Origin of the sequence: Bacteroides fragilis NCTC 9343 (genome assembly GCF_000025985.1) — a bacterium.
GTDB classification, from domain to species: domain Bacteria; phylum Bacteroidota; class Bacteroidia; order Bacteroidales; family Bacteroidaceae; genus Bacteroides; species Bacteroides fragilis.
Genome location: NC_003228.3, coordinates 2,514,785 through 2,534,183, shown reverse-complemented (window position 1 = coordinate 2,534,183; position 19,399 = coordinate 2,514,785). Strand labels below are relative to the sequence as shown.

At 41.7% G+C, this 19,399-nt stretch carries 19 protein-coding genes; 5 read left to right on the top strand and 14 right to left on the bottom strand.

The window, feature by feature from the left end; translation table 11 throughout:
• Positions 1-179 precede the first annotated feature (179 nt).
• Positions 180-1,028: a helix-turn-helix transcriptional regulator gene (locus tag BF9343_RS10225; RefSeq protein WP_005787388.1), complete on the top strand. Its 849-nt coding sequence runs from the start codon at positions 180-182 to the stop codon at positions 1,026-1,028.
• 19 nt (positions 1,029-1,047) lie between these two features.
• Positions 1,048-1,371, top strand: a complete 324-nt coding sequence (locus tag BF9343_RS10220) for a hypothetical protein (protein WP_005787386.1) — start codon at positions 1,048-1,050, stop codon at positions 1,369-1,371.
• Positions 1,372-1,412: 41 nt separating this feature from the next.
• Here the strand turns inward: BF9343_RS10220 and BF9343_RS10215 are convergent, their stop codons facing one another.
• Entirely contained in the window at positions 1,413-1,880 is a 468-nt protein-coding gene (locus tag BF9343_RS10215; RefSeq protein ID WP_005794261.1) for an Lrp/AsnC family transcriptional regulator, read from the bottom strand.
• A gap of 156 nt (positions 1,881-2,036) precedes the next feature.
• Between BF9343_RS10215 and BF9343_RS10210 the strand changes: the two genes are divergently transcribed.
• Positions 2,037-2,474 carry a DUF2000 domain-containing protein gene (locus tag BF9343_RS10210; protein ID WP_005787381.1) on the top strand — a complete coding sequence of 146 codons (438 nt, stop codon included), beginning with the start codon at positions 2,037-2,039 and terminating at the stop codon, positions 2,472-2,474.
• Positions 2,475-2,517: 43 nt separating this feature from the next.
• Here BF9343_RS10210 and BF9343_RS10205 read toward each other — a convergent pair whose 3' ends face one another.
• Positions 2,518-3,363: a helix-turn-helix domain-containing protein gene (locus tag BF9343_RS10205; protein WP_005794262.1), complete on the bottom strand. Its 846-nt coding sequence runs from the start codon at positions 3,361-3,363 to the stop codon at positions 2,518-2,520.
• A gap of 301 nt (positions 3,364-3,664) precedes the next feature.
• Here BF9343_RS10205 and BF9343_RS10200 point away from each other — a divergent pair, with 301 nt between their 5' ends.
• Entirely contained in the window at positions 3,665-5,200 is a 1,536-nt protein-coding gene (locus BF9343_RS10200; protein ID WP_010992889.1) for a sensor histidine kinase, read from the top strand.
• Between the two features lie 40 nt (positions 5,201-5,240).
• On the opposite strand, the gene BF9343_RS22560 is transcribed toward BF9343_RS10200, so the two are convergent.
• The 5 genes from BF9343_RS22560 to BF9343_RS10180 all read right to left on the bottom strand — a co-directional run bounded on the left by BF9343_RS22560 (position 5,241) and on the right by BF9343_RS10180 (position 10,639).
• The gene (locus tag BF9343_RS22560; protein WP_164088327.1) at positions 5,241-5,417 is read right to left on the bottom strand and encodes a hypothetical protein; all 177 of its coding nucleotides are present in this window, start codon (positions 5,415-5,417) and stop codon (positions 5,241-5,243) included.
• Positions 5,418-5,498: 81 nt separating this feature from the next.
• Positions 5,499-7,229 (bottom strand): ABC transporter ATP-binding protein, encoded by a 1,731-nt coding sequence (locus BF9343_RS10195; protein ID WP_005794264.1) that lies wholly within the window; start codon positions 7,227-7,229, stop codon positions 5,499-5,501.
• Positions 7,230-7,232: 3 nt separating this feature from the next.
• Positions 7,233-9,044 (bottom strand): ABC transporter ATP-binding protein, encoded by a 1,812-nt coding sequence (locus BF9343_RS10190; protein WP_005794265.1) that lies wholly within the window; start codon positions 9,042-9,044, stop codon positions 7,233-7,235.
• Positions 9,045-9,059: 15 nt separating this feature from the next.
• Positions 9,060-9,878 carry a class I SAM-dependent methyltransferase gene (locus tag BF9343_RS10185; RefSeq protein ID WP_005787374.1) on the bottom strand — a complete coding sequence of 273 codons (819 nt, stop codon included), beginning with the start codon at positions 9,876-9,878 and terminating at the stop codon, positions 9,060-9,062.
• Positions 9,879-10,027: 149 nt separating this feature from the next.
• Positions 10,028-10,639: a TetR/AcrR family transcriptional regulator gene (locus BF9343_RS10180; protein ID WP_005794267.1), complete on the bottom strand. Its 612-nt coding sequence runs from the start codon at positions 10,637-10,639 to the stop codon at positions 10,028-10,030.
• A 326-nt stretch (positions 10,640-10,965) separates the two neighbouring features.
• On the opposite strand from BF9343_RS10180, the gene BF9343_RS10175 reads away from it, so the two are divergent.
• Positions 10,966-11,286, top strand: a complete 321-nt coding sequence (locus BF9343_RS10175) for a hypothetical protein (RefSeq protein WP_005787369.1) — start codon at positions 10,966-10,968, stop codon at positions 11,284-11,286.
• A gap of 106 nt (positions 11,287-11,392) precedes the next feature.
• On the opposite strand, the gene BF9343_RS10170 is transcribed toward BF9343_RS10175, so the two are convergent.
• The 7 genes from BF9343_RS10170 to BF9343_RS10140 all read right to left on the bottom strand — a co-directional run bounded on the left by BF9343_RS10170 (position 11,393) and on the right by BF9343_RS10140 (position 19,318).
• On the bottom strand, positions 11,393-12,292 hold the full coding sequence (locus tag BF9343_RS10170) for a hypothetical protein (protein WP_005794270.1): 900 nt from the start codon (positions 12,290-12,292) through the stop codon (positions 11,393-11,395).
• Between the two features lies 1 nt (position 12,293).
• Positions 12,294-13,214 carry a hypothetical protein gene (locus BF9343_RS10165; protein WP_005787364.1) on the bottom strand — a complete coding sequence of 307 codons (921 nt, stop codon included), beginning with the start codon at positions 13,212-13,214 and terminating at the stop codon, positions 12,294-12,296.
• Between the two features lie 90 nt (positions 13,215-13,304).
• A complete protein-coding gene (locus BF9343_RS10160; RefSeq protein ID WP_005787358.1) occupies positions 13,305-14,021 on the bottom strand; it encodes an HmuY family protein in 717 nt (238 codons plus the stop codon).
• The gene (locus BF9343_RS10155; protein WP_010992887.1) at positions 14,018-16,375 is read right to left on the bottom strand and encodes a TonB-dependent receptor; all 2,358 of its coding nucleotides are present in this window, start codon (positions 16,373-16,375) and stop codon (positions 14,018-14,020) included. The genes BF9343_RS10160 and BF9343_RS10155 overlap by 4 nt, the downstream gene beginning before the upstream one ends.
• A gap of 36 nt (positions 16,376-16,411) precedes the next feature.
• Positions 16,412-17,059 (bottom strand): DUF4903 family protein, encoded by a 648-nt coding sequence (locus tag BF9343_RS10150; protein WP_005803364.1) that lies wholly within the window; start codon positions 17,057-17,059, stop codon positions 16,412-16,414.
• A 295-nt stretch (positions 17,060-17,354) separates the two neighbouring features.
• Positions 17,355-17,858, bottom strand: a complete 504-nt coding sequence (locus BF9343_RS10145; RefSeq protein WP_005803361.1) for a hypothetical protein — start codon at positions 17,856-17,858, stop codon at positions 17,355-17,357.
• Between the two features lie 41 nt (positions 17,859-17,899).
• On the bottom strand, positions 17,900-19,318 hold the full coding sequence (locus BF9343_RS10140; RefSeq protein ID WP_010992886.1) for a leucine-rich repeat domain-containing protein: 1,419 nt from the start codon (positions 19,316-19,318) through the stop codon (positions 17,900-17,902).
• Between the last annotated feature and the right edge of the window lie 81 nt (positions 19,319-19,399).

Genomic DNA, 19,399 nt, shown 5'->3' with positions numbered 1-19,399 from the left:
TATAATCTATGAAAAAGACAAAAATAGATAAAAAAATGAAAGCGAAAGGCAGATATAACTATAAAAAAACAAAAAGGAAAAAGATGGCACGATTATAGAACATTGTGTCTTTTTAATATAAAACTTCCCGCTCTGTTTTTTTGTTTTCGTATAATTATTAAACAAGAAATAGTTTAACTATGAAATTATTACATATAGAACGACACACCACTTGCCTCAATTATGTATCAGATTACAATATATGCTTTATTCATCAAAGACTCTTCTCCGGGGGCGATTTTAAGATAGATAACCATCACCACTCGTGTATCTTATTTCTTTTAAAAGGGGAAATACTGACATCCTGCAGCGAGTTTCACGATCAGCACATCGTTGAAGGGCACATGGTTCTCTTTCCCCAAAACGATCCTAATCAAAGCAAAAGCATGACAGAAACAGAATTTATACTACTGTTCTTCGACAATCAAGTCAATCTTCACAATAAAATGTCGATTGAATTGTCTGCCATTCATCTTGAGTCTGAAAAGAGTTGTTTTTATTCCTTATCTATCTGTCCTCCGCTACGACATGTGTTGGACAGTATTTGCTTCTATCTCAAACAGAAAGTTCAGTGTAGTCATATGCATGAACTGAAACAGAAAGAGATATTCATGGTATTCGGTACATTCTACAATCGAACAGATATGGCCCACTTCCTGATGCCCATCACAGGGCGAGATCCGAATTTCAAAAGTTTCGTATTGGAAAACTACCTGCAGATACGAAACATCAAACAGTTTGCACAATTATATCATTGTTCCGAACGTTCTTTCAATCGTAAATTCAAAAGCTGCTTTCACGATACTCCCTACAATTGGATTCTTAATCAAAAAACACGCCATATTAAAGGGCAATTAGCCAATCGTAATATACCGATCAGTGAAATAGCCAGAACCTTTCATTTTGCTTCACCTTCACATTTCACTACTTACTGTAAAAAAAGACTTGGAATCACTCCGAGCGAATTCAGAGAAAAAATTGCAAAATAAGAAGTTCCGACCCTAAAACATGGAAAAAATAGAGATTGTATTACGCCGGGAACAAAATAACAGAAATGGCATTTATTTAAATTACATCAACGGATATTGGTATACTTACGAATGGTCAGCCTTTTTGCTATGTATGCTTCATCCGGAAGTCGAAGTCAGAAAATGTATTGGAGTGCAACCCGATGAAAACTATGCTATAGCCCGCGTCAATAAAAAAATTATAAAAAAATTAGAAAGGAAGTATCAGACATCCATGATGGATGACTCCATAAAAATACTACTTCCGCCGTTCAACGAAGATGAAAATATCTTCCTGAATTGGAAAGCGCTACTCCCTCCATAATTTCTTTATCGCAGCTATTCATCACCCATCTGCGCATAAGGTCATCGGTCTATATTCAAAACTGTCGTATGTTTAATCTCACTAAGAACAAACGAACTCTGCATCTTAACTATACCGTGAACTTTAGTCAGTTTCTCAAAAACGAATCGGTTATAGGCATCCAGATCTTTCAAGACCACCTTAATGAAAAAATCATAAATACCGCCGGTAGAATAGCACTCCATAATTTCATCGATCTCCTTGATCTCCTCTTGAAAGCGCTTTATATGTTCGTCGTCGTGAACTGCCAGAGAGACATTACAGAAAACAATCAAAGGCAATCCGACTTTTTTATTATCCACCAAAGCGACATATCCTTTTATATACCCATCATTTTCGAGTCGTTTGATGCGTTCATATATCGGCGTTTTTGATATATGGAGCTTCTCAGAAAGCTCTTTAGTGTTCACTTTCGCATCTTTCTGTAATACCTGAAGTATTTCAACATCCGTTTTGTCTAATTGCCCCATAGTCTTTTTTCCTATTTTTAATGTTTTCGATTCGCCTTTTCAGGAAAATCGGATAAAGATACGGGCAAATATAGGAATTATATCGTATTTTTAGTTGAGACATAGGAAAATAATCCATTATAGATACCTTTGCAGGTACAAAAGTATATAGAATATATGGAAACAAAGATTCTTTCAAATGCCACACACAAATGTGTTTTAGTGATCGATAACGCTCAACCTACGGGCATAGTAGCCAATATTGCCAGTGTCTTATCCATGACGCTAGGGTGCAGAGTCAGCAACATTGTGAGTCATGATGTATATGATAAACAAGGTGAAAGGCATTTGGGCATAACACAACTGCCGATTCCTATACTTGGAGCTTCACAGGAGAAGATAAAAGAGCTCCGGAACTATTTCCACTCTTTAGAAATTGAAGATCTGGTACTGGTTGACTTTTCCACTATTGCCCAACAATCCAGAACTTATGATGAATATGAACGTGAAATGTATAGTGCCAATGAAGATGATCTGCACTATGTAGGTATCGGTATTTGTGCAGAGAAGAAAGCTATAAATAAAGCAACCGGCAGCCTGAGTCTGATCAGATAAAACCCAAAGACCAATTAACAAAATTTCCCGAATCTGATTCAGATCAAAAATAAATATTTTTTCTGTATTGGGATGGCGTTACTCCGGTATAATGACGAAAATACCTACTCAATGTCGTTTGATCGGGAAAATTAACCCTGGCGGCAATCGACTTAATGTCCAGGGATGACTCCCGTAACAATGACTTGATCTCAAGAATGGTATAATAAACAATCCATTCACGCGCTGATTGACCACTGATACTCCGGATAAGATTTGTGAGCCTTTTGGGAGAAATACCCAGTTTCTGTGCAAAATAGGCCACATCTTTATCCGGAGAATGATCTTCTATAATCAGACGTACAAATTGATAGACATATTCGTCTTTACGTGTAAACTTCAGACTCTTCTCAGCCTGAGGATCATTGATATACACAGTATAGACATCCCAGAAGTAAACCCTTAACAGTTGCATGATTGATTCCTGACGACAATTTTGCGGTGTATGCTTCATCCTGTATACCAGAAGATTACAATACGCCAAAAAACGACCGATCAACTCCCCGTCCGGGATTGATACAATATGCTTGCGCATGTACAGCAAAAACCCGGAAGCGGGTCTCCATAATGTACTCAGAGTTTCTGAAAACATATCTTTGGAAATTTTGAAAAAAGTGATCCTGAAATCCTCACTAATCTCTTTGATAAAAACGAGTTGCCACGGCATCAAGGTAATGACCACATTCGGTACGATTTGGAATGGAACATCAAAAACTACGATAGTTGCCGTACCCGATTCGCATACACCGCCGATCCCCTCTTCAATATAAGACGGACAACCGGTCATAGGAAGATCTGCAATATCCGTATAGATCCCAAATCCAATGTCATCGTCGGCCTGAGAGTTCATTTTGTTTGCTTTTACATTATCTGCCATTTTGCGTTCATTCCAAAGTTTTATGTGACGGAGGTACTGCAAAGGACAGAAAAAGTTCCTTTTTATCAAACAACCACCATTCTATTTCATCTTTTTTAACCCGGTCAGTTCTCACACTTATCTAAACGGAAAACATAGCCAACTAAAGAAATGATGTGTTTTTCACTATTAATAGGCAATAATTGCCCAAATAACAATAGATACAGTTTTATAAATACCTTTGTCTATAAATGCATTGTTTGGAAAACATGTTTTTACTCTAATAAAAATATAAATGTCGAATTCTTCTATTAAATCAAAAACGGCGCTACTCCGAAACGGGGAAACTCAAAAAGGAAATGGCTATCCGGAAGCCAATGATTATTCCGCCAGGATTCTTGAAACCATGCAGACCGGTGTGGTCTTTTTCAATACCGAACAAATCATTTCCGGCATCAACAACTTGGCATGCGAGGATTTACAGATCCCCCGGGATCCTTCCGGACATAAAATAACAGACATCATTTCAATCATCCACCAAGAAAAAGATATCTTCCCGGAACTGATCGCCCGATTGAAGTCTTCGGAAACGGATATGGAGAAATTGCCAATAGACACTTTGATACGTTCTCTGGAAACGAAGGTGCAATTCTTTGCCAGTGGGTGTATCATGCAGTTGGAGACCGGACGTTATTTATTAGCATTCCGTAATACGATGGATGAAGTAACGCATGAACACCTTCTGAGCATGATTCTGGCAAGGACAAAGATCTTTCCATGGTTTTTCGACTTGAAACGTAATAAAATGTTAATCGATGCCCACTGGTTTTCTTATCTGGGTATCCCGGCAGGAGACTGTGAGATAACAATCGAGAAGTTCTTCTCCAGAGTACATCCCAACGAACGGGATATGCTTGCAGATGCTTTGCAAAAACAGTTATCAGAAAAAGAAATACCCGATTCATTCTCCTATCGGCTGCAACGGGGCGATGGAAGTTGGGAGTGGTTTTCTGAACAGTCGATGTATCTCAGCAAAACCAATGACGGTTCACCTTATCGTATTGTAGGCGTATGCCATAGCATTCAGGAGCATAAAAATACTGAAGATAAATTGCGCGCTGCACGCAATAAAGCCCAAGAAAGCGACAGACTCAAAAGTGCATTTCTGGCTAACATGAGTCATGAAATACGAACTCCCCTGAATGCTATTGTCGGTTTCTCCAATCTTATTGCAGGCGGGATTGTCGACTTGGATACAGAGGAAGCCAGAGATTACTCGGCATTAATCAGTAAAAACTGTAATTATCTGCTCACACTGGTCTCGGATGTCCTTGATCTTTCATGTATAGAGTCCGACACGATGACTTTTAAGTTTACAGTATATCCACTTACCCGACTTCTGACAGAAATCTATCAGAAATATGAAAACAGAATACCTCAGGAGGTACAGTTTAATTTGCTGCTACCCACAGATAATGTTGAAATAGAAACAGATGCTGTGCGCCTACGGCAAGTGATAGAGCACTTGTTGGATAATGCGGCAAAATTTACAGTAAAAGGGCATATAGATATCGGATATGCCCTGTCGGATCATGGTGAGAAAATATATGTATTCGTTGCCGATACCGGTTGCGGTATTCCAAGCGATCAATATAAAAAAGTATTCGAGCGCTTTTATAAAATCAATTCATTCGTACAGGGTGCCGGTTTAGGACTTTCAGTCTGCAAAACTATTGTAGAAGGTCTGGGAGGTACGATTAATGTATATTCGCAACTGAAAGAAGGTTCTCGTTTTTCCGTGATCCTACCGCTAAACAGACTCCATAAATAAAAGTTTTGCAACCATGCATAACCGATGGACCGAATGCATTTCAATCTTCCATCTCCCACCCAAAGTCTCTGCTACCCAGTCCCATCCCCCCCGCAGCCCGGGCTGAAGAACGCAGATATCCGGACTGATGGGCCCGGGTAGCAAGACTGACATAAAGCAACCCATAGCGGAACCTATAAAATGCAGCTTCTTTGAAGAAGTGCGTTGCTCCGGACAAAAGCACCTCTTTTCATCCATCCGGCACAGTCCGGATGTGAAGTTTGCATTTCACTTCATTCATATAAATTACAATAACCCACTATAATGTCCATCCCAATGTACTTTCTTGAATGTTCCAGAGCTTCCGATATAAACCATCCCGGCACATCAATTCCGAATGCGTACCTTGTTCTTCCACTTTTCCATCGGATAAGACAACGATGTGGTCGGCCCCCATTATTGTCTTGAGACGATGGGCGATAACGATAACCGTTCGTCCTTTAATCAACGTATCGATAGCCTTCTGTATCTCTACTTCGTTCTCGGGATCAAGCGAAGCAGTTGCCTCGTCCAGCAGAACGATCTGTGCGTCTTTCAGCATGGCACGCGCAATGGAAAGCCGTTGTTTTTCACCACCTGATAACGTACAGCCTCCCTCTCCCACCATTGTATCGTAACCATGTGGCAGATGCATGATAAAGTTGTGACAACAGGCCTTTTTGGCCGCTGCTACAATCTCTTCATCTGTGGCATCACTTTTACCAAACCGAATATTGTTGCGTATGCTATCCTGAAATAAATAAACATCCTGAAAAACCATCGAAATACGACTCATCAATTTTTCAGGTTCAATTTCCCGTACCGGGACTCCACCAAACAGTATACGCCCTTTTGTCGGATCATAAAAACGGGCACAGAGTTTCATTACCGTACTCTTTCCACTTCCTGACGGGCCAACAAGAGCTGTCAGTGAATTTCGCGATAAAATGACAGAAATGCCATGTAAGACTTCTTTCTCCTGATAGCCGAATGACACGTTTTCAAAGATGATATTACCGTCTTCGGGAGCTTCTTTTGTCCCTTTCATTTCGGGTTCGTTCATAAGAGAAAGAATACGTCCTCCCGAAATAGAAAAATGACGGAACTCTGTAAAATTGGTAAGAGCGGAAGTCAGCGGGTCGAATACACGGGAACCGACAACAAGGAACATGACAAACGTGAGAATCGACAACTGGCCACCTAAAAGCAGGTATGTTCCGCACAGTACCATCAATGTCAATCCTGCACGCACGAGTGTAATGGCCAATAGAACAAAAGGTCCCAATAGAGCCTCCAACCGAATGCAGGCACGACGTAATTCGGCAAAAGCATCACGCAACCGAACAAAACGATCACCCAGCAGATTGTAGGCTTTCATCACCCGGATGCCTTGCAGGTACTCTTCCAGGCGGTTTCCGGCATTGACTTTTGCTTTGATCTGCCTGCCACTCAGCCTCTCCTGTACGCTCGTGCTCAACCACAAAATGCCCATTGCAAACGGAAGAGCCACGAACATGGCGACCGCCATGCGCCAATCGATCCAAAGAAGCGAAACAAAAGCCAGTACAGGCATCACCAATGCTCCCATCAGTTGAGGCAAATAATGCGAGATACCTGTTTCCGCCATTGTAAAATCGGTAATAAGCATGGATGATAAATCACCCGGATCCCGTTTACCCAGAAAACCTAACGAAAGTTTGCGTAAATGTTCTGCCAAAGAGATGCGTCCCGATGCACTCATTTCGTAAGCACCACGGAAATTGGCACGATAAGCAGCCCTTTCCGCCAGTACCATAACAGCTATATAACCTGTCATACAGCCAAATATACACCACAACCGGGTGGTATCAAGCGATTGCCCGCCTCCGTTGAAAGCACGGAATATAATACGAATCGCCTCGATAGAAAGGCAAAAAGGAACAATGTTCACCAAATTGGCAAGCATAGTGTAGCCTACAGGTTTATAAAGCCTTTCCGTACGGCCTATTGTAATATTTCTTATTGCACTCATTCTCTATTCTTTTTCTTGTTTCACATTCAATTGCCAGCGGAACGCACTCGTATAAGCATTCCACATCTTTTTATATACCCCTTCTTGAGAGGAAAGTTCTTCATGCCGTCCGCATTGTACTGCCCTTCCATCTTTCAGTACGATGATCCGGTCGGACGATACAATGGAAGAAAGGCGGTGGGCTATGATGATGACCGTCTTATCCTTAATAAGTGATTTCAAAGCCTGCTGCATCTTGTACTCGTTCTCGGGATCGGCAAAAGCCGTTGCTTCATCCAGTACAAGTATAGGAGCATTCTTCAAAATAGCCCGTGCCACACAGACTCGTTGTGCTTCACCACCGGAAAGGAAAACACCTTTATCTCCGATACGTGTTTCGTATCCGTCCGGCAACTTCTCGATAAACTCATGGCATTGCGCAGCACGAGCGGCAGCAATGACCGTATCTCTCGTTGCCTTGGACGAACCTACGGCAATATTTTCATAGAGTGTATCGTAAAAAAGGAACGTATCCTGAAAGACGAACGAAACGAGATCCATTAACTGCTCCGTTGCAATATCCTTCACATTCACATTGCCGATAAGGATTTCTCCCTGCTCCACATCCCAAAACCGGGGAATCAGATTGGCGACGGTAGATTTACCACTTCCCGACGGACCGACAAAAGCGGTAATTTTACCTTGAGGGGCCGTGAAACAGAGATCGTGCAACGCTTCGGTACGAGTAGCCTGCTCCTTGTTTTCATAGGAAAACGAGACATGACGAAACTCTATATCATACGTCGCGGGAATTTTCGGACAAGCAGGTTCCGAGACCGGCTGATTTTCAAGAATACGATCAATACGCGATACACCTTCATTGATTTCCCGCGTACTGCTGCCCAGATACATCAACTTATAGACGGGTGAAGCCACGCCCGGACCGAGTATGATAAAGAAAAGCCATACAGCTGCCAGCGTAAGACTCCGGGAGTCATTTTGCATTAGTAAAATACCGACAGGGAGAATGAAGGTGACAATCGAATTGAGCAGTACGGTAAAATATGTCATACCCGATTCGTAAGTGTCGCAAACTTTCAATGCATAGGTCTTGTAAGCTTCGATTTCGGCATTGAACTGACGGAATGAGCGGACACTCTGTCCAAAGATTTTCACCACAGGCATTCCGCGCACATATTGCACGGCAGAAGCACTCATCTGCTCTTGCGCGTTGTAATAGATGCGTGTAAATTCCCGTGCCTTTTTTCCCATGAAATTGGAAAATTGCAAGAATATACTTAGTACGATCACTGCCAAACAGACACCTGCCAGCCATCCATCGAGCGAAAAGAAAATGAGGAACATCACCACTACTGTTGCCATAACGTTCACCAAATCGGGAATCGTGTGGGCTATGAAGTTCTCTATCTTTTCTACATTCTGCTCCATCGTCTTCTTGATGGCTCCCGTTGATGTCCCGTTCAGATAACCCAGCGGCAATCTCCCGATATGTTCCGTCAACCGGACACGCAGTCCGTAGAGAATACGGTATGCTGCCACATGAGATGACATCAGGGAAGCATACAGCAACAATAATCCGCCGATCAGCCCGCCAAAGGCTATCCAACCCCAACGAATCATATTGGTCTCATCGATGGACGACAGCTCCCGGCTATGGTTCAACAATTCATAGAGTATCCGGTAGATCGCCCAATAAGGTATGAGCATACACACCGCGCTCCCAGCCGATAACAAGCCTGCCAACAGAAGCAGACTTTTTTTCTGTCCTGCAATCTCAAACAGACGGGACAGCCCTTCTTTCTTCTTATTTACCATGATCAACCGATTTATTTATCCTATTTTATACCCGAGCATGGAACTGAACTTGTAGCACAACTTCGTCATCCTGCCCAATATCTGCCCGAAAAAAAATCCCCAACGGGAACGGAAAAATTTCATATAATTGGCCTGTTCCAACAAATGCAATCCGGGTTCCCACAACTCCACCATATGCCCGTCATCTATCCCCGAACGTATCTGCGCCTTATGTTCCCTCAAGGAGTCGGGCTTCACACCACGTCGGCTCATCATCGTTCCGCATACATCGAACCACAACTCGCCGCCTTCGAAGCGCATGGTTATGTTATGTAGAAATGTCCGTACCTGTTCCTCACGAAAATACATCAATACTCCTTCCACAACAAAGATGAAATCTCCATTGGGATGAAGGAGTCGGATCCTATCCATCCAATCGGTTTCCAACAACGATGCAGACAGGTAACAATCATTCTCCGGTTCGGGTATCAACCGACGACGTATAGCAATAACCTCCGGTAGATCCAACTCATAAAATACGGCCTTTCCATCATTTCCGACACGCTGATAACGGGTATCGAGTCCGCAACCCACATTTACCACTACCGGGCGGGTGTGAGTGTCAATGAACCGCCGGATAGCATGATCAAAATACCAACCGCGTATCACACAACCTACTTCACTCAACTTGGCCCCATCGAACCTGGAATAATCATATTCGATGTTCTCAACCAGTTGCTCAGCCAATTTGTCACATAGAATCGGATTTTTCCGACGGTTCTCCTTGGCTCTCATGTAAAGCGGAATCAATAATGTTTCCGCCACGATGTTTTCAAATTCATGTTTTTGTTTCATTCTATACTTTTATGATGTTAGTGTCAGAGTAGCGCTGAAAAATGAACGGTATTCAAAATCGTTCACAAAAAAAGAAGAGAACCTTCGTAAAGATTCTCTTCTCAATTTTAATCCGGTAAACGGCGATTTATATTTTTGTCTTCTATTGCTCATACTCTCAGCAAAGCCCTCCAACCTTGAATTTCAAACAATATATACTCATGCACGATATACTCCATTTCCTTGCTATCGATAGCATGCTTCAACATTTCTTCAAAAAGGGTGAACATCCAGACTGCTTGCAGATGGATCATAAAATCCGATACCACCACATTGATTTCCGGATGCTTCTCTTTCATTTCGGCAAACCATGTTTTAACAATCTCCGTCGAACGGTTTGTATAGTCTTCCCTGAATGTTTCCAATGAAGAGCCTTGTGAATGGAACAATAGAATCTTCATCAGCTCACCATGCTTGTTTATCAAGGATATATATTCATCGACAGCAGACTTGAGATACTCTTCGGAACATATAAGCATAATATCTGCTCCTTTGGCTCCATGATGTTCCTGCAGCATTCGCTCCAAAGCATCCGATACAGGACGAAGTATCACACAAAACAACTCATCTTTATTCTCAAAATAGTTATAGAGATTTCCTACGCCTACATCTACAGCATCGGCTATTTCGCGCATAGAGGTCTTCAAATATCCTCTCTGCATAAATTGCTCTTTTGCGGCCGACAGAATCCGGTTGCGTATATCCGATTTGAGTGTTTGCATATGACGAACAGCGTTTTATTTCCGGACGTAAAATTACGGCATTTCACTTTGACACACAATACCTATAAATAGTGGTTTTGGAATGACACCTTCAAACATTCGGACGACAGCAATACTCACCCTTTATATTATTTTCCCCAATACTGTGTTCCCCAATTCTACACTATTCCACATAATTTATTTCACACCACCATTATTCCAGACAACCAACACATTAATTTTCAATGATTTATATTTCAAGTGTTTTTTTGGCATCCCGTTTGCAATACTATTTGTACAAGAGATAACAGGTTAGAATTTTAATAATCATTTAAAAAATTACGATCATGAAAAAGGTATTAGTAGCAGTAGCATTGGTAATGGGATTAGGTAGTTCTGTAGCATTTGCACAGGAAGTTGAAAACTCTACGGCAGTAGAAACGCAGGCACAAGCTCCACAAGATGAGTTTACGAAAATTGATGCCAAAAAACTTCCGGATGCAGTTATGAATGCCTTGGCTAAATCTTATGAAGGTGCCTCAATCAAAGAAGTTTATTCGGCTGACAAAGAGACCGGTAAGATTTATAAGGTGATTCTTACAACCAAAGATTCTCAGGAAGTTACCGTACTTCTGGACGAAAAGGGCGAAGAGATAAAAGAGGCATAACGAAAACTTTGAATGCAAAGAATCAATGAAAAAATCCGGTTCATAACGAACCGGATTTTTTCATTGGTATATGAATATAAAAGCATAACCTTGAATATAAAAGGTTTCATTTATTCTTTAAAACGAATAGGTTATTATATACAAGACAACACCCTGTAAAAATGATAGAAGCCGCTATAAGAAACAATTCCTGCTTATATCCACCCGGATTTTCCCACAGACCGGGGAACAAATGAATACGATCAAACACCTCTACCGCTATCCAAAAAATAATGACGGTGGCAAAGCCGAACCGTAAACTCATATCCCACGAGGCATGACGCAGCAATTTGGCAAACATAAAAATCGAACCGATAAGTCCCAACATTCCCACCAATAGTGTCACCGGATGGTGATCGCCAAAGAACCGTTCATCATAACAAAACATCAGTACCAGGTAACACGTCCATAGCATAGTGATCACTTCCATAAAAGCTACAATACTTGTGTGGCGCGTCATGGCCCGGACAACAATCTCCTTTTTGTGCTTGCCGAAAAATAATTTCTGCCACCAGTTCAAGAAGTTGCATCCGTTCCGGGTACAGAACAGATAGAGTATCATCACCATAACCCAAAAACCGAAGGTAGCAGGCAGTAACAGATACTCCGGCCGGCTGACGACCTCTCCTGTCACCGGATCGAGTTGTGCCTGCGTACCGAAACGGTTGGCAAAATACATAAACAGAAAGTCGACAGCTCCCATCCAATAGAACATTCCTCCGAACAATCCCAATAAAGTCTGCCGAATATGCCCTTTCACAAACACTCCCGCAATCACCATGAATAATCCGAAAGCCCCCATTCCCATTCCGGCATAAAACTGCTCCACTCCTGTGGTTCCCTCTTTCAGGACACGTGCCAGGCTATGGGTCAACGGCATAGCAGCCAGTGTCACTACTATGGACACAACCGCTTTACCCCAGTGAAGTTTCCGCATACCTGCCGTTTTTAATTTACTATCTTTCATTTTACCGTTTTTTTTTCTTTGCACTCATGTACCAGAGATAAACAGCAAGGATAATGAACACAGCAAGAATAATACCCATCTCCATCACGTGGTTCATCGGATCAATCCATATCTCACTGAACAGATTCATGCGTCCCAGTATCTCCACCGGTGTCCAGAACACCACCACTGTAGCAATAGCCATACGTATATTCGCTCCCCACGAGGCAATGCGTAATTGCTTGACAAAGATAAAGAACGCTCCTACCAGACATCCTAATCCCACTAACAGTGTCACCGGATGATGCTCGCCGAGAAATACATCGTCATAACAAAACATCAGCACAAGATAAGAAGTCCACAGGATCATCATCAGTTCCATAAAGGTGATGATCGACACATGGCGTGTCATGGGACGTGCCGCTATATCGGCTTTTCGTCCGCGCAATAACAAACGCTGCCACCAGTTGATGAAATTGCAGCCATTCTTCGTACTGAACAAATACATTACCATCACCATCATCCAAAAGCCAAAAGAAGCGGGCAGTATCAGATATTCAGGACGGGTCACGATTTCTCCCGTCACCGGATCCAGTTCAGGTTGTGTACCGAAACGATTGGCAAAATACATAAATAAAAATTCCACCCAACCCGTCCAAAAAAGCAGTCCTCCAAAAAAGCCCCATAGCGTCTGGCGGGTATCTCCTTGGGCAAACACGCCTATAATTACCATGACCATCCCCACCGCTCCCATAGCAAAAGCAGAATAATGCAACACGGTCTCATTCATGACATGTTCCATGATAATCATCAGTGCATGCCCCAAAGGCATAGTAAACAGTACCATCAGGAAAGAAGCTATTGCTTTCCACCAATAGCGTTTAGAACCGGCAGATGGCATCAGGTTCATTTCTGTCGTCTTTACATCGGTTATTTGTTCCATATTTCATTAGTTTACTTTAATATACTTAATTATACAACATGGCGCCACTGACAGGACGGCATGCAACTATTTCTATCACATTACTTCTTCTCATGGTTGCAGTTCGTCACAGTAATAACTTAGACGTCCGCCTTCATCACCTATCTCCACATTCGCATCATACCAACTGATGATCTGAATCTTGAAGTAATGTTTGCCATCAGCAGTACGTACCACATAAGTATGATATGAGGGAGTATATACAGGAGGCGGGCCGGCAAAACTCATGGCTTGAGCCAGTACGGGATTAGCGTTGGTTGTAGTCTTCTGCGGTCCGTTATTCGGATCAAACCATGGATTACTGTTGAAGTCCAGACCATTTTCTATCAGATAGTGATTCCAGTCATTCTGAGACATAGTGACATACACCTCTTGATTGTCTTCCACCCATTTCAGATCGGAGGGTAATTGAGCCACACTTGTCCAATTTTCGTAGTTCCCATAGCCCAAATCGGCAGCTCCTCCCCGACCGATCCCACTCGTACCGGAATTGGTACGCATCACGTAACCGCAAAAAGCCAGATCCCAGTCTGTGCGATTCATCTGCCCACCTTCCTTGATATCCCGGTTTACCCCCAGTGCATTGAAAATCTCTCCCGTACGCAGGTTGAAGTAAATCCAGTCATTTGTCACTCCGGTGGTATAGCCCGACTTGCGGGGTAAAGTTTTCCCATCGAAGGGTTGTATATCACTGTAGTCCACGCAGGCAGACAGTAGAAGACAGCCTGCACAAAAGCAGAGGGTTTTGAATAATCCTGTATGTTTCATTTCTTTTTCTTTAAAGAGTTTATCACATCATCCAGCATGAACTCTACCTGTACCCATCCACGTGCTCCGGCTGTGGCAGGCACATTGAACATGGTGATCCCTGAGCCAAGTGTTTTAGGTACATAGTTGAAGAGATTGTCCATTCCCAACGTCAATTTCACCTTATTCCAAAAAGTCTGCGAAACGGATAAATTACAAAGTACATATTGTGGCAGGTCGCACCGAAAATAGGCATCATAGCTTTTATTCTCCTCCTTTACAAACACCCGGTCCTGTACATCAAACTTTTTCCCTCCCATATAAGAGGCACTGAACACAGCGTTCAATCGATAATTTTTCTTCATGTATTTGTAATCCATGCTTGCCGTAGCCGCATGGGGCGAGGTGGTATTCACCTGTATGCCTTTATTCTTACTTACATCTACAAAACTGTAAGTTCCATTCAGCGTCAGACAGTCCAGCACACTCCATCGTGCCAGCACTTCCAGTCCAAGCAGGCGTTGTTGGCTCAGGTTGGTATACTCAAAATTGTACTGCATATCGTAAATACGCCATACACCTTCAATCTTATCACGAAAATAGTTACCGTATGCTGTTCCGGAAACAAACAAACGGTCGTTACTGTACTCCGCTCCGAGCGAGAAATAATTGTTTTTCTCCGGTCGCATATTTTCATTACCGCGGATCATGAACATTCCCAGATGATCCCAGTTGAAGAACAACTCCTTGATACTCGGTGAGCGATAACCCATCGAATAGTTGGCACGAAGGCTCCAATGCTTATCAGGCGAATATTTGGCTGCCACTTTGGGCATTCCCATGAAACCAAATGCTTTCGAGAAGTTAGTACGGATACCAGCAGATATCATCCACCGAGGATTGATGGTCCATTCATCTTGCAGAAAGTATTCTGTTTCTTTCAATGCACGCGTTTTCAGGTCATGGTTAGCATTGCCGGAGAAACGATCGGAAGTCAATTCATCCGACGTATGCTCCATACCCAATATTAAGCTGTGTCCGTTGAAGTAATTGCTCGTAACGGTCAAACGTGGCTGATAAATGCTACTTTCATAATCCTTCTGCCGCTTGTCGATACGTTCATGGCGTTTGAAGCGATCGTAAAAATCAGCGTGCAGACTTCCTGTCACACTAAACCAGTCTTTCACATGATAAGTCACTTTAGTCCCGGCTGTCCAATCTCGTGCCTGGCTGAACGTCATATCCTGTATCAAGTCATACGTGTTCATGAAAAAAGAACTGCCATAAACCAGCACCGACAGATTCGGATTCGGATTATAGTACAGTTTCTGCGATACCGTAATGTGCTCTTTGCCTTCGATACCCATGGGTGGACGGACAGCATTGCTGACCACAATTATGTCATGTGGCAAGAAGGGATTCGCTTCCTTTGTGTAAACTTTCTTGTCATTTTCCGCCTGATACATATAAAAGGCATCACTCTCGCTATACCATACGTCGGTCTGCGACGTGAATTTTCCGGCCTTGAATCCGGCAGATACCCAGCTTTGTAAGTTAGGGCGATCTGCATTTTGCTCAAACATGTAAAGGAAGTCCTTCGGTTGCGGATGCTTGTAATTGCGTTCATTCATCTGCCCATAACGTATTCCGGCATCTATCGAGAGAGGTTTGTCTGTTTTCTTGGTAATCAAATTAATGACTGCACCGGCCGCACGTGATCCGTAGAGGGTACTGCTCGCACCTTTCACTATCTCGACGCGATCTATGGCATGCAGGTTAAAACGTTCGTAATCCAAATTACCCGCCATGTCGCCTGTCATGCGCTCTCCGTCCATCAAAAACAACACATGGCGTGCGTCCAACCCTTGCATGGAGATTTCATTACCGAACCCCACTTTCTGTATGTTAAGTCCAGGCGTTTCCTGCTGCAGTGCCTGTTGAAGATTACTATATCCGGCATCTACCAGTGCTTTGCCGCCAAGTACCTGTGTCGTAACCGGAGACATCTTGATGGGACGGGCTGTACGTGAACCTGTCACGACAACTTCATTTATTCCCAAGTTATCTTCTTTCATATAAATGACTTTTTCATCTTGTGTCCCTCCAATCTTCCCCGTCACAGGTACATAGCCGATATAAGTCACCTTATAATAGCAGATTCCCTTAGAAGGAAGCTTTAATTCAGCCTGTCCGGATGTATTCGTAATGGCATATTGGGGATTTCGCAAAGCTTCATTATCGGCATAGATCACATTGGCTGCGATAATGGGTTGTTCCGTGCCCTTCTCCAACACCTCTAACTTGACTTTTTGTTGTGCTGCCGTATGAACACATATCAGCAACATTAAGAATAGAATTGTAGTTACTCTTTTCATTCGTCGTTAAAAACATATTATGCAACGGAAGAAAGATTAGGCCTTTCCTTGGTCTTTCTTAGCCTCTTCCAAATCTTTCTCGTATTGTGCAAACTCTTCCTTAAAGCGATCGATACGGGTTTTATCGATTGTTTGCAAAAATGTTTCAGTGCGGACATTCATCATATTGTAATCTACAATAAACTCTATTTGGTTGGTATTCACGTTCAAATAACCATCTACTCTCGCTCCGCTCCCTTCTTGATTATCTTCGGCATCATCACCGGAAGTCGTAACATTACCATCTGTACCAACAAACTTAATCCATCCATCTCCGGGATATTCATCCTGTTCCCAACTGTTGAGCTGCATGATTTTCGTAGCACATTTGAAGCTAATGGCAAATGGCATAGCACCTACGCTGAAATCACTCAGGTTCAGTATCATCATACCGTCCTCACGCCAGGAAAAGTTAAATTTGGTTGGGCAACCACTCTTCAACAATGTCTTGTCCACACCATTCATTGTTGCTCTGGTAGAGAGTACAATATCTCCTGCAAGAATCTCTTTTGCCTTTTTAACATATGTCTGGGAAGGTGGCTCCTGTGTTATCTTTTCATCGCTATCACACGCACTTAATCCGAGAATTGTTATCATAAAGAAGCAAATCAACATAAAAGTATCAAATCTTATTTTATTATACATTTCAGTTTTCTTTTTATATAGTTTATAAATGATTTTCTTTTATTGATTTCTTCTACAGATACCTGTAGAAAGAAATAAAACATACTGTAAACCACTATCGAACTAAAGGAAGTTAGCAAAAGCAGGGCAGCAGGATTAAAGCAAGTCCCCCATACCTCTCCGATTGGATTACAATAAATAAATTATATAGGATAAGGAGTTAAGGGGTATTCACTAAAAACTCCTCCTTAACTCCTTTAGAACTTTAAATTAGTGTCAGGCAAAATATAATAATCTTACTATGATACACTTGCTGCTATTTTGTACCTACAAAATGCACAGATGCAGGGAAATTAGCTCCCAAGAATGTACCGGAAACGTCCAGTGTAAATTCTATTTGTTTAGAGCCACCATTATCCGTAATCTTTGCATCTCTCAAGTCGTCCAAATACAATTTGACCTTTATTCCCAACGGAAGCGACAAAGTGCCTGCTTCGTCCCCGTTGTAAGCTGTAATCTCGCCGGTTTCCTCATCTACTTCCACAGCCAAAGAAATAGTAATTGTACCCGGCATACTACCTATCTGCGGAAAATCACATTTCAAACGGCCACCCTCTATTTTATAAGTTGCAGCCCGTGATTCATAAGGCTTACCTTTCATTATGATATTATCCATCGTACCGCTATAAGTGCCTTCATAGTCACTTATAGCCAACACGTTGGTTATAGAGTTAGCACTCATCAACGGTGCAGCGAAAGAAGACTGCATAAATCCGAAACTTGCTGCAAAAAGAGCAATAAACAAAATACCTTTTTTCATAAAATTAAAGCATTAAATTAAACAAAAATTATAAACATCTCCTAAGACTTCTTCTTAAGAGCTTTTCTCCAATTGTACCCATCATTCTTATTACAACTCATAGAGATACTAAATCCTAACTTTTCAACTCCCGTACCTTTAGTATAATATCTATCAAGAAACGTCTTTGTCGATTCTCTATTGAATGTACTTTCTGAACAACAAAAAGAAGTTGCAGACCTCCCTTCCGGAGAATAAAAAACAGTCAGCTCTGGATAAACGAGATTGAAATTTTCCGGTAAATTTCCAAAAATAAGATTCTTTACCATCTTCAGATTAGATATATCAAATGTTTCCAATGCATCCAAACATTCAAGATCTAAGAAGCACGTTTTCAGCTCATCTTTCTTTGGCAGTTTAATTTCTTTCAGCGAAGGACAATCATAAACGATCAAATAACTGCCTTTGGATTCCTCTGCTTCTATCTCCTTTTCACGCTGTCCCCAAATAGTGTGGGTTAAATCTAATGTGCTCAAACCGGCAACAGTTCCGATATTAAGTACAAAAAGACTTCCGGCATTCGACAAGTCCAAGCTTCTCACATTCAGATTATTCAATACAAGATTGGTGACATATTTACCCAATTTGACAGAAGGCATGTTAGCACCACTTTGCGCAGCAGAATAAAGAGCGACTGCTGCACCTTCCCAATAAGGATTCTGTATAATGTATTGTATTCCCTCAAAGTTAGTCACTCCGGCATTAGCTTGAATAAGCAGAATCGTAGTCTTTTGAGCATATCCCAAATGCTTGCTAAGATCTATTTGGTCACCATTGAATAAATCAGAAAAATTGGCCTGTAAATAAGTACGCAAATTTTCATCTGGCACCTCCCTCAATGTGGTATACGTTTGTAAGGTTCCGCTCTCATCTTTTATCTTCATATCTATTTTCCCATTTGTTATAGCGTCCTTATTTTTAATATAGAAACGTACCAGATCCTTAATATTGTCTTTAGCTGTCCAGGGAAGGTAAAGTTTGGTAATATCATGCAAATCTGTTACTGTTTCATTACCATTTTCTTCTACTACAACGTTAACAAGATTATCATAATCATAAATATCATTACCAGTCAGATCAATTCCTGTAATCTGTTTGGGCAGTTTTGAAAAGTCGAATACAGGACCATAATCGTTATCTGACAATTTTACTTCTGTCAGATTGGGAAGAATATCAAGTTCCGACAAGTCAGAAAGTTTTGTTCCCGATAAATCTAAAGTAGTAGTATTATTAGCTAAATCATCCAACAGTAAGTTACCCTGTTCATTAAATTGGTATCCTTTCTGTTGCAAAATTGTCTTCAACTCACTATTCTTCATAGTCGTTTGGCTATATGACGGTGTATTGTCGTCATTGCACGACATTAAACACAGGCCCATTGTAAGAGCACTCAAACCGAGATAGTTTCTCAAATTGTTCATTTCATTACACTATTTATAATATATATTTTAATAGTTGCAAATTTACTGTAGGCAATTATACCTGACAATACCTATTAATCG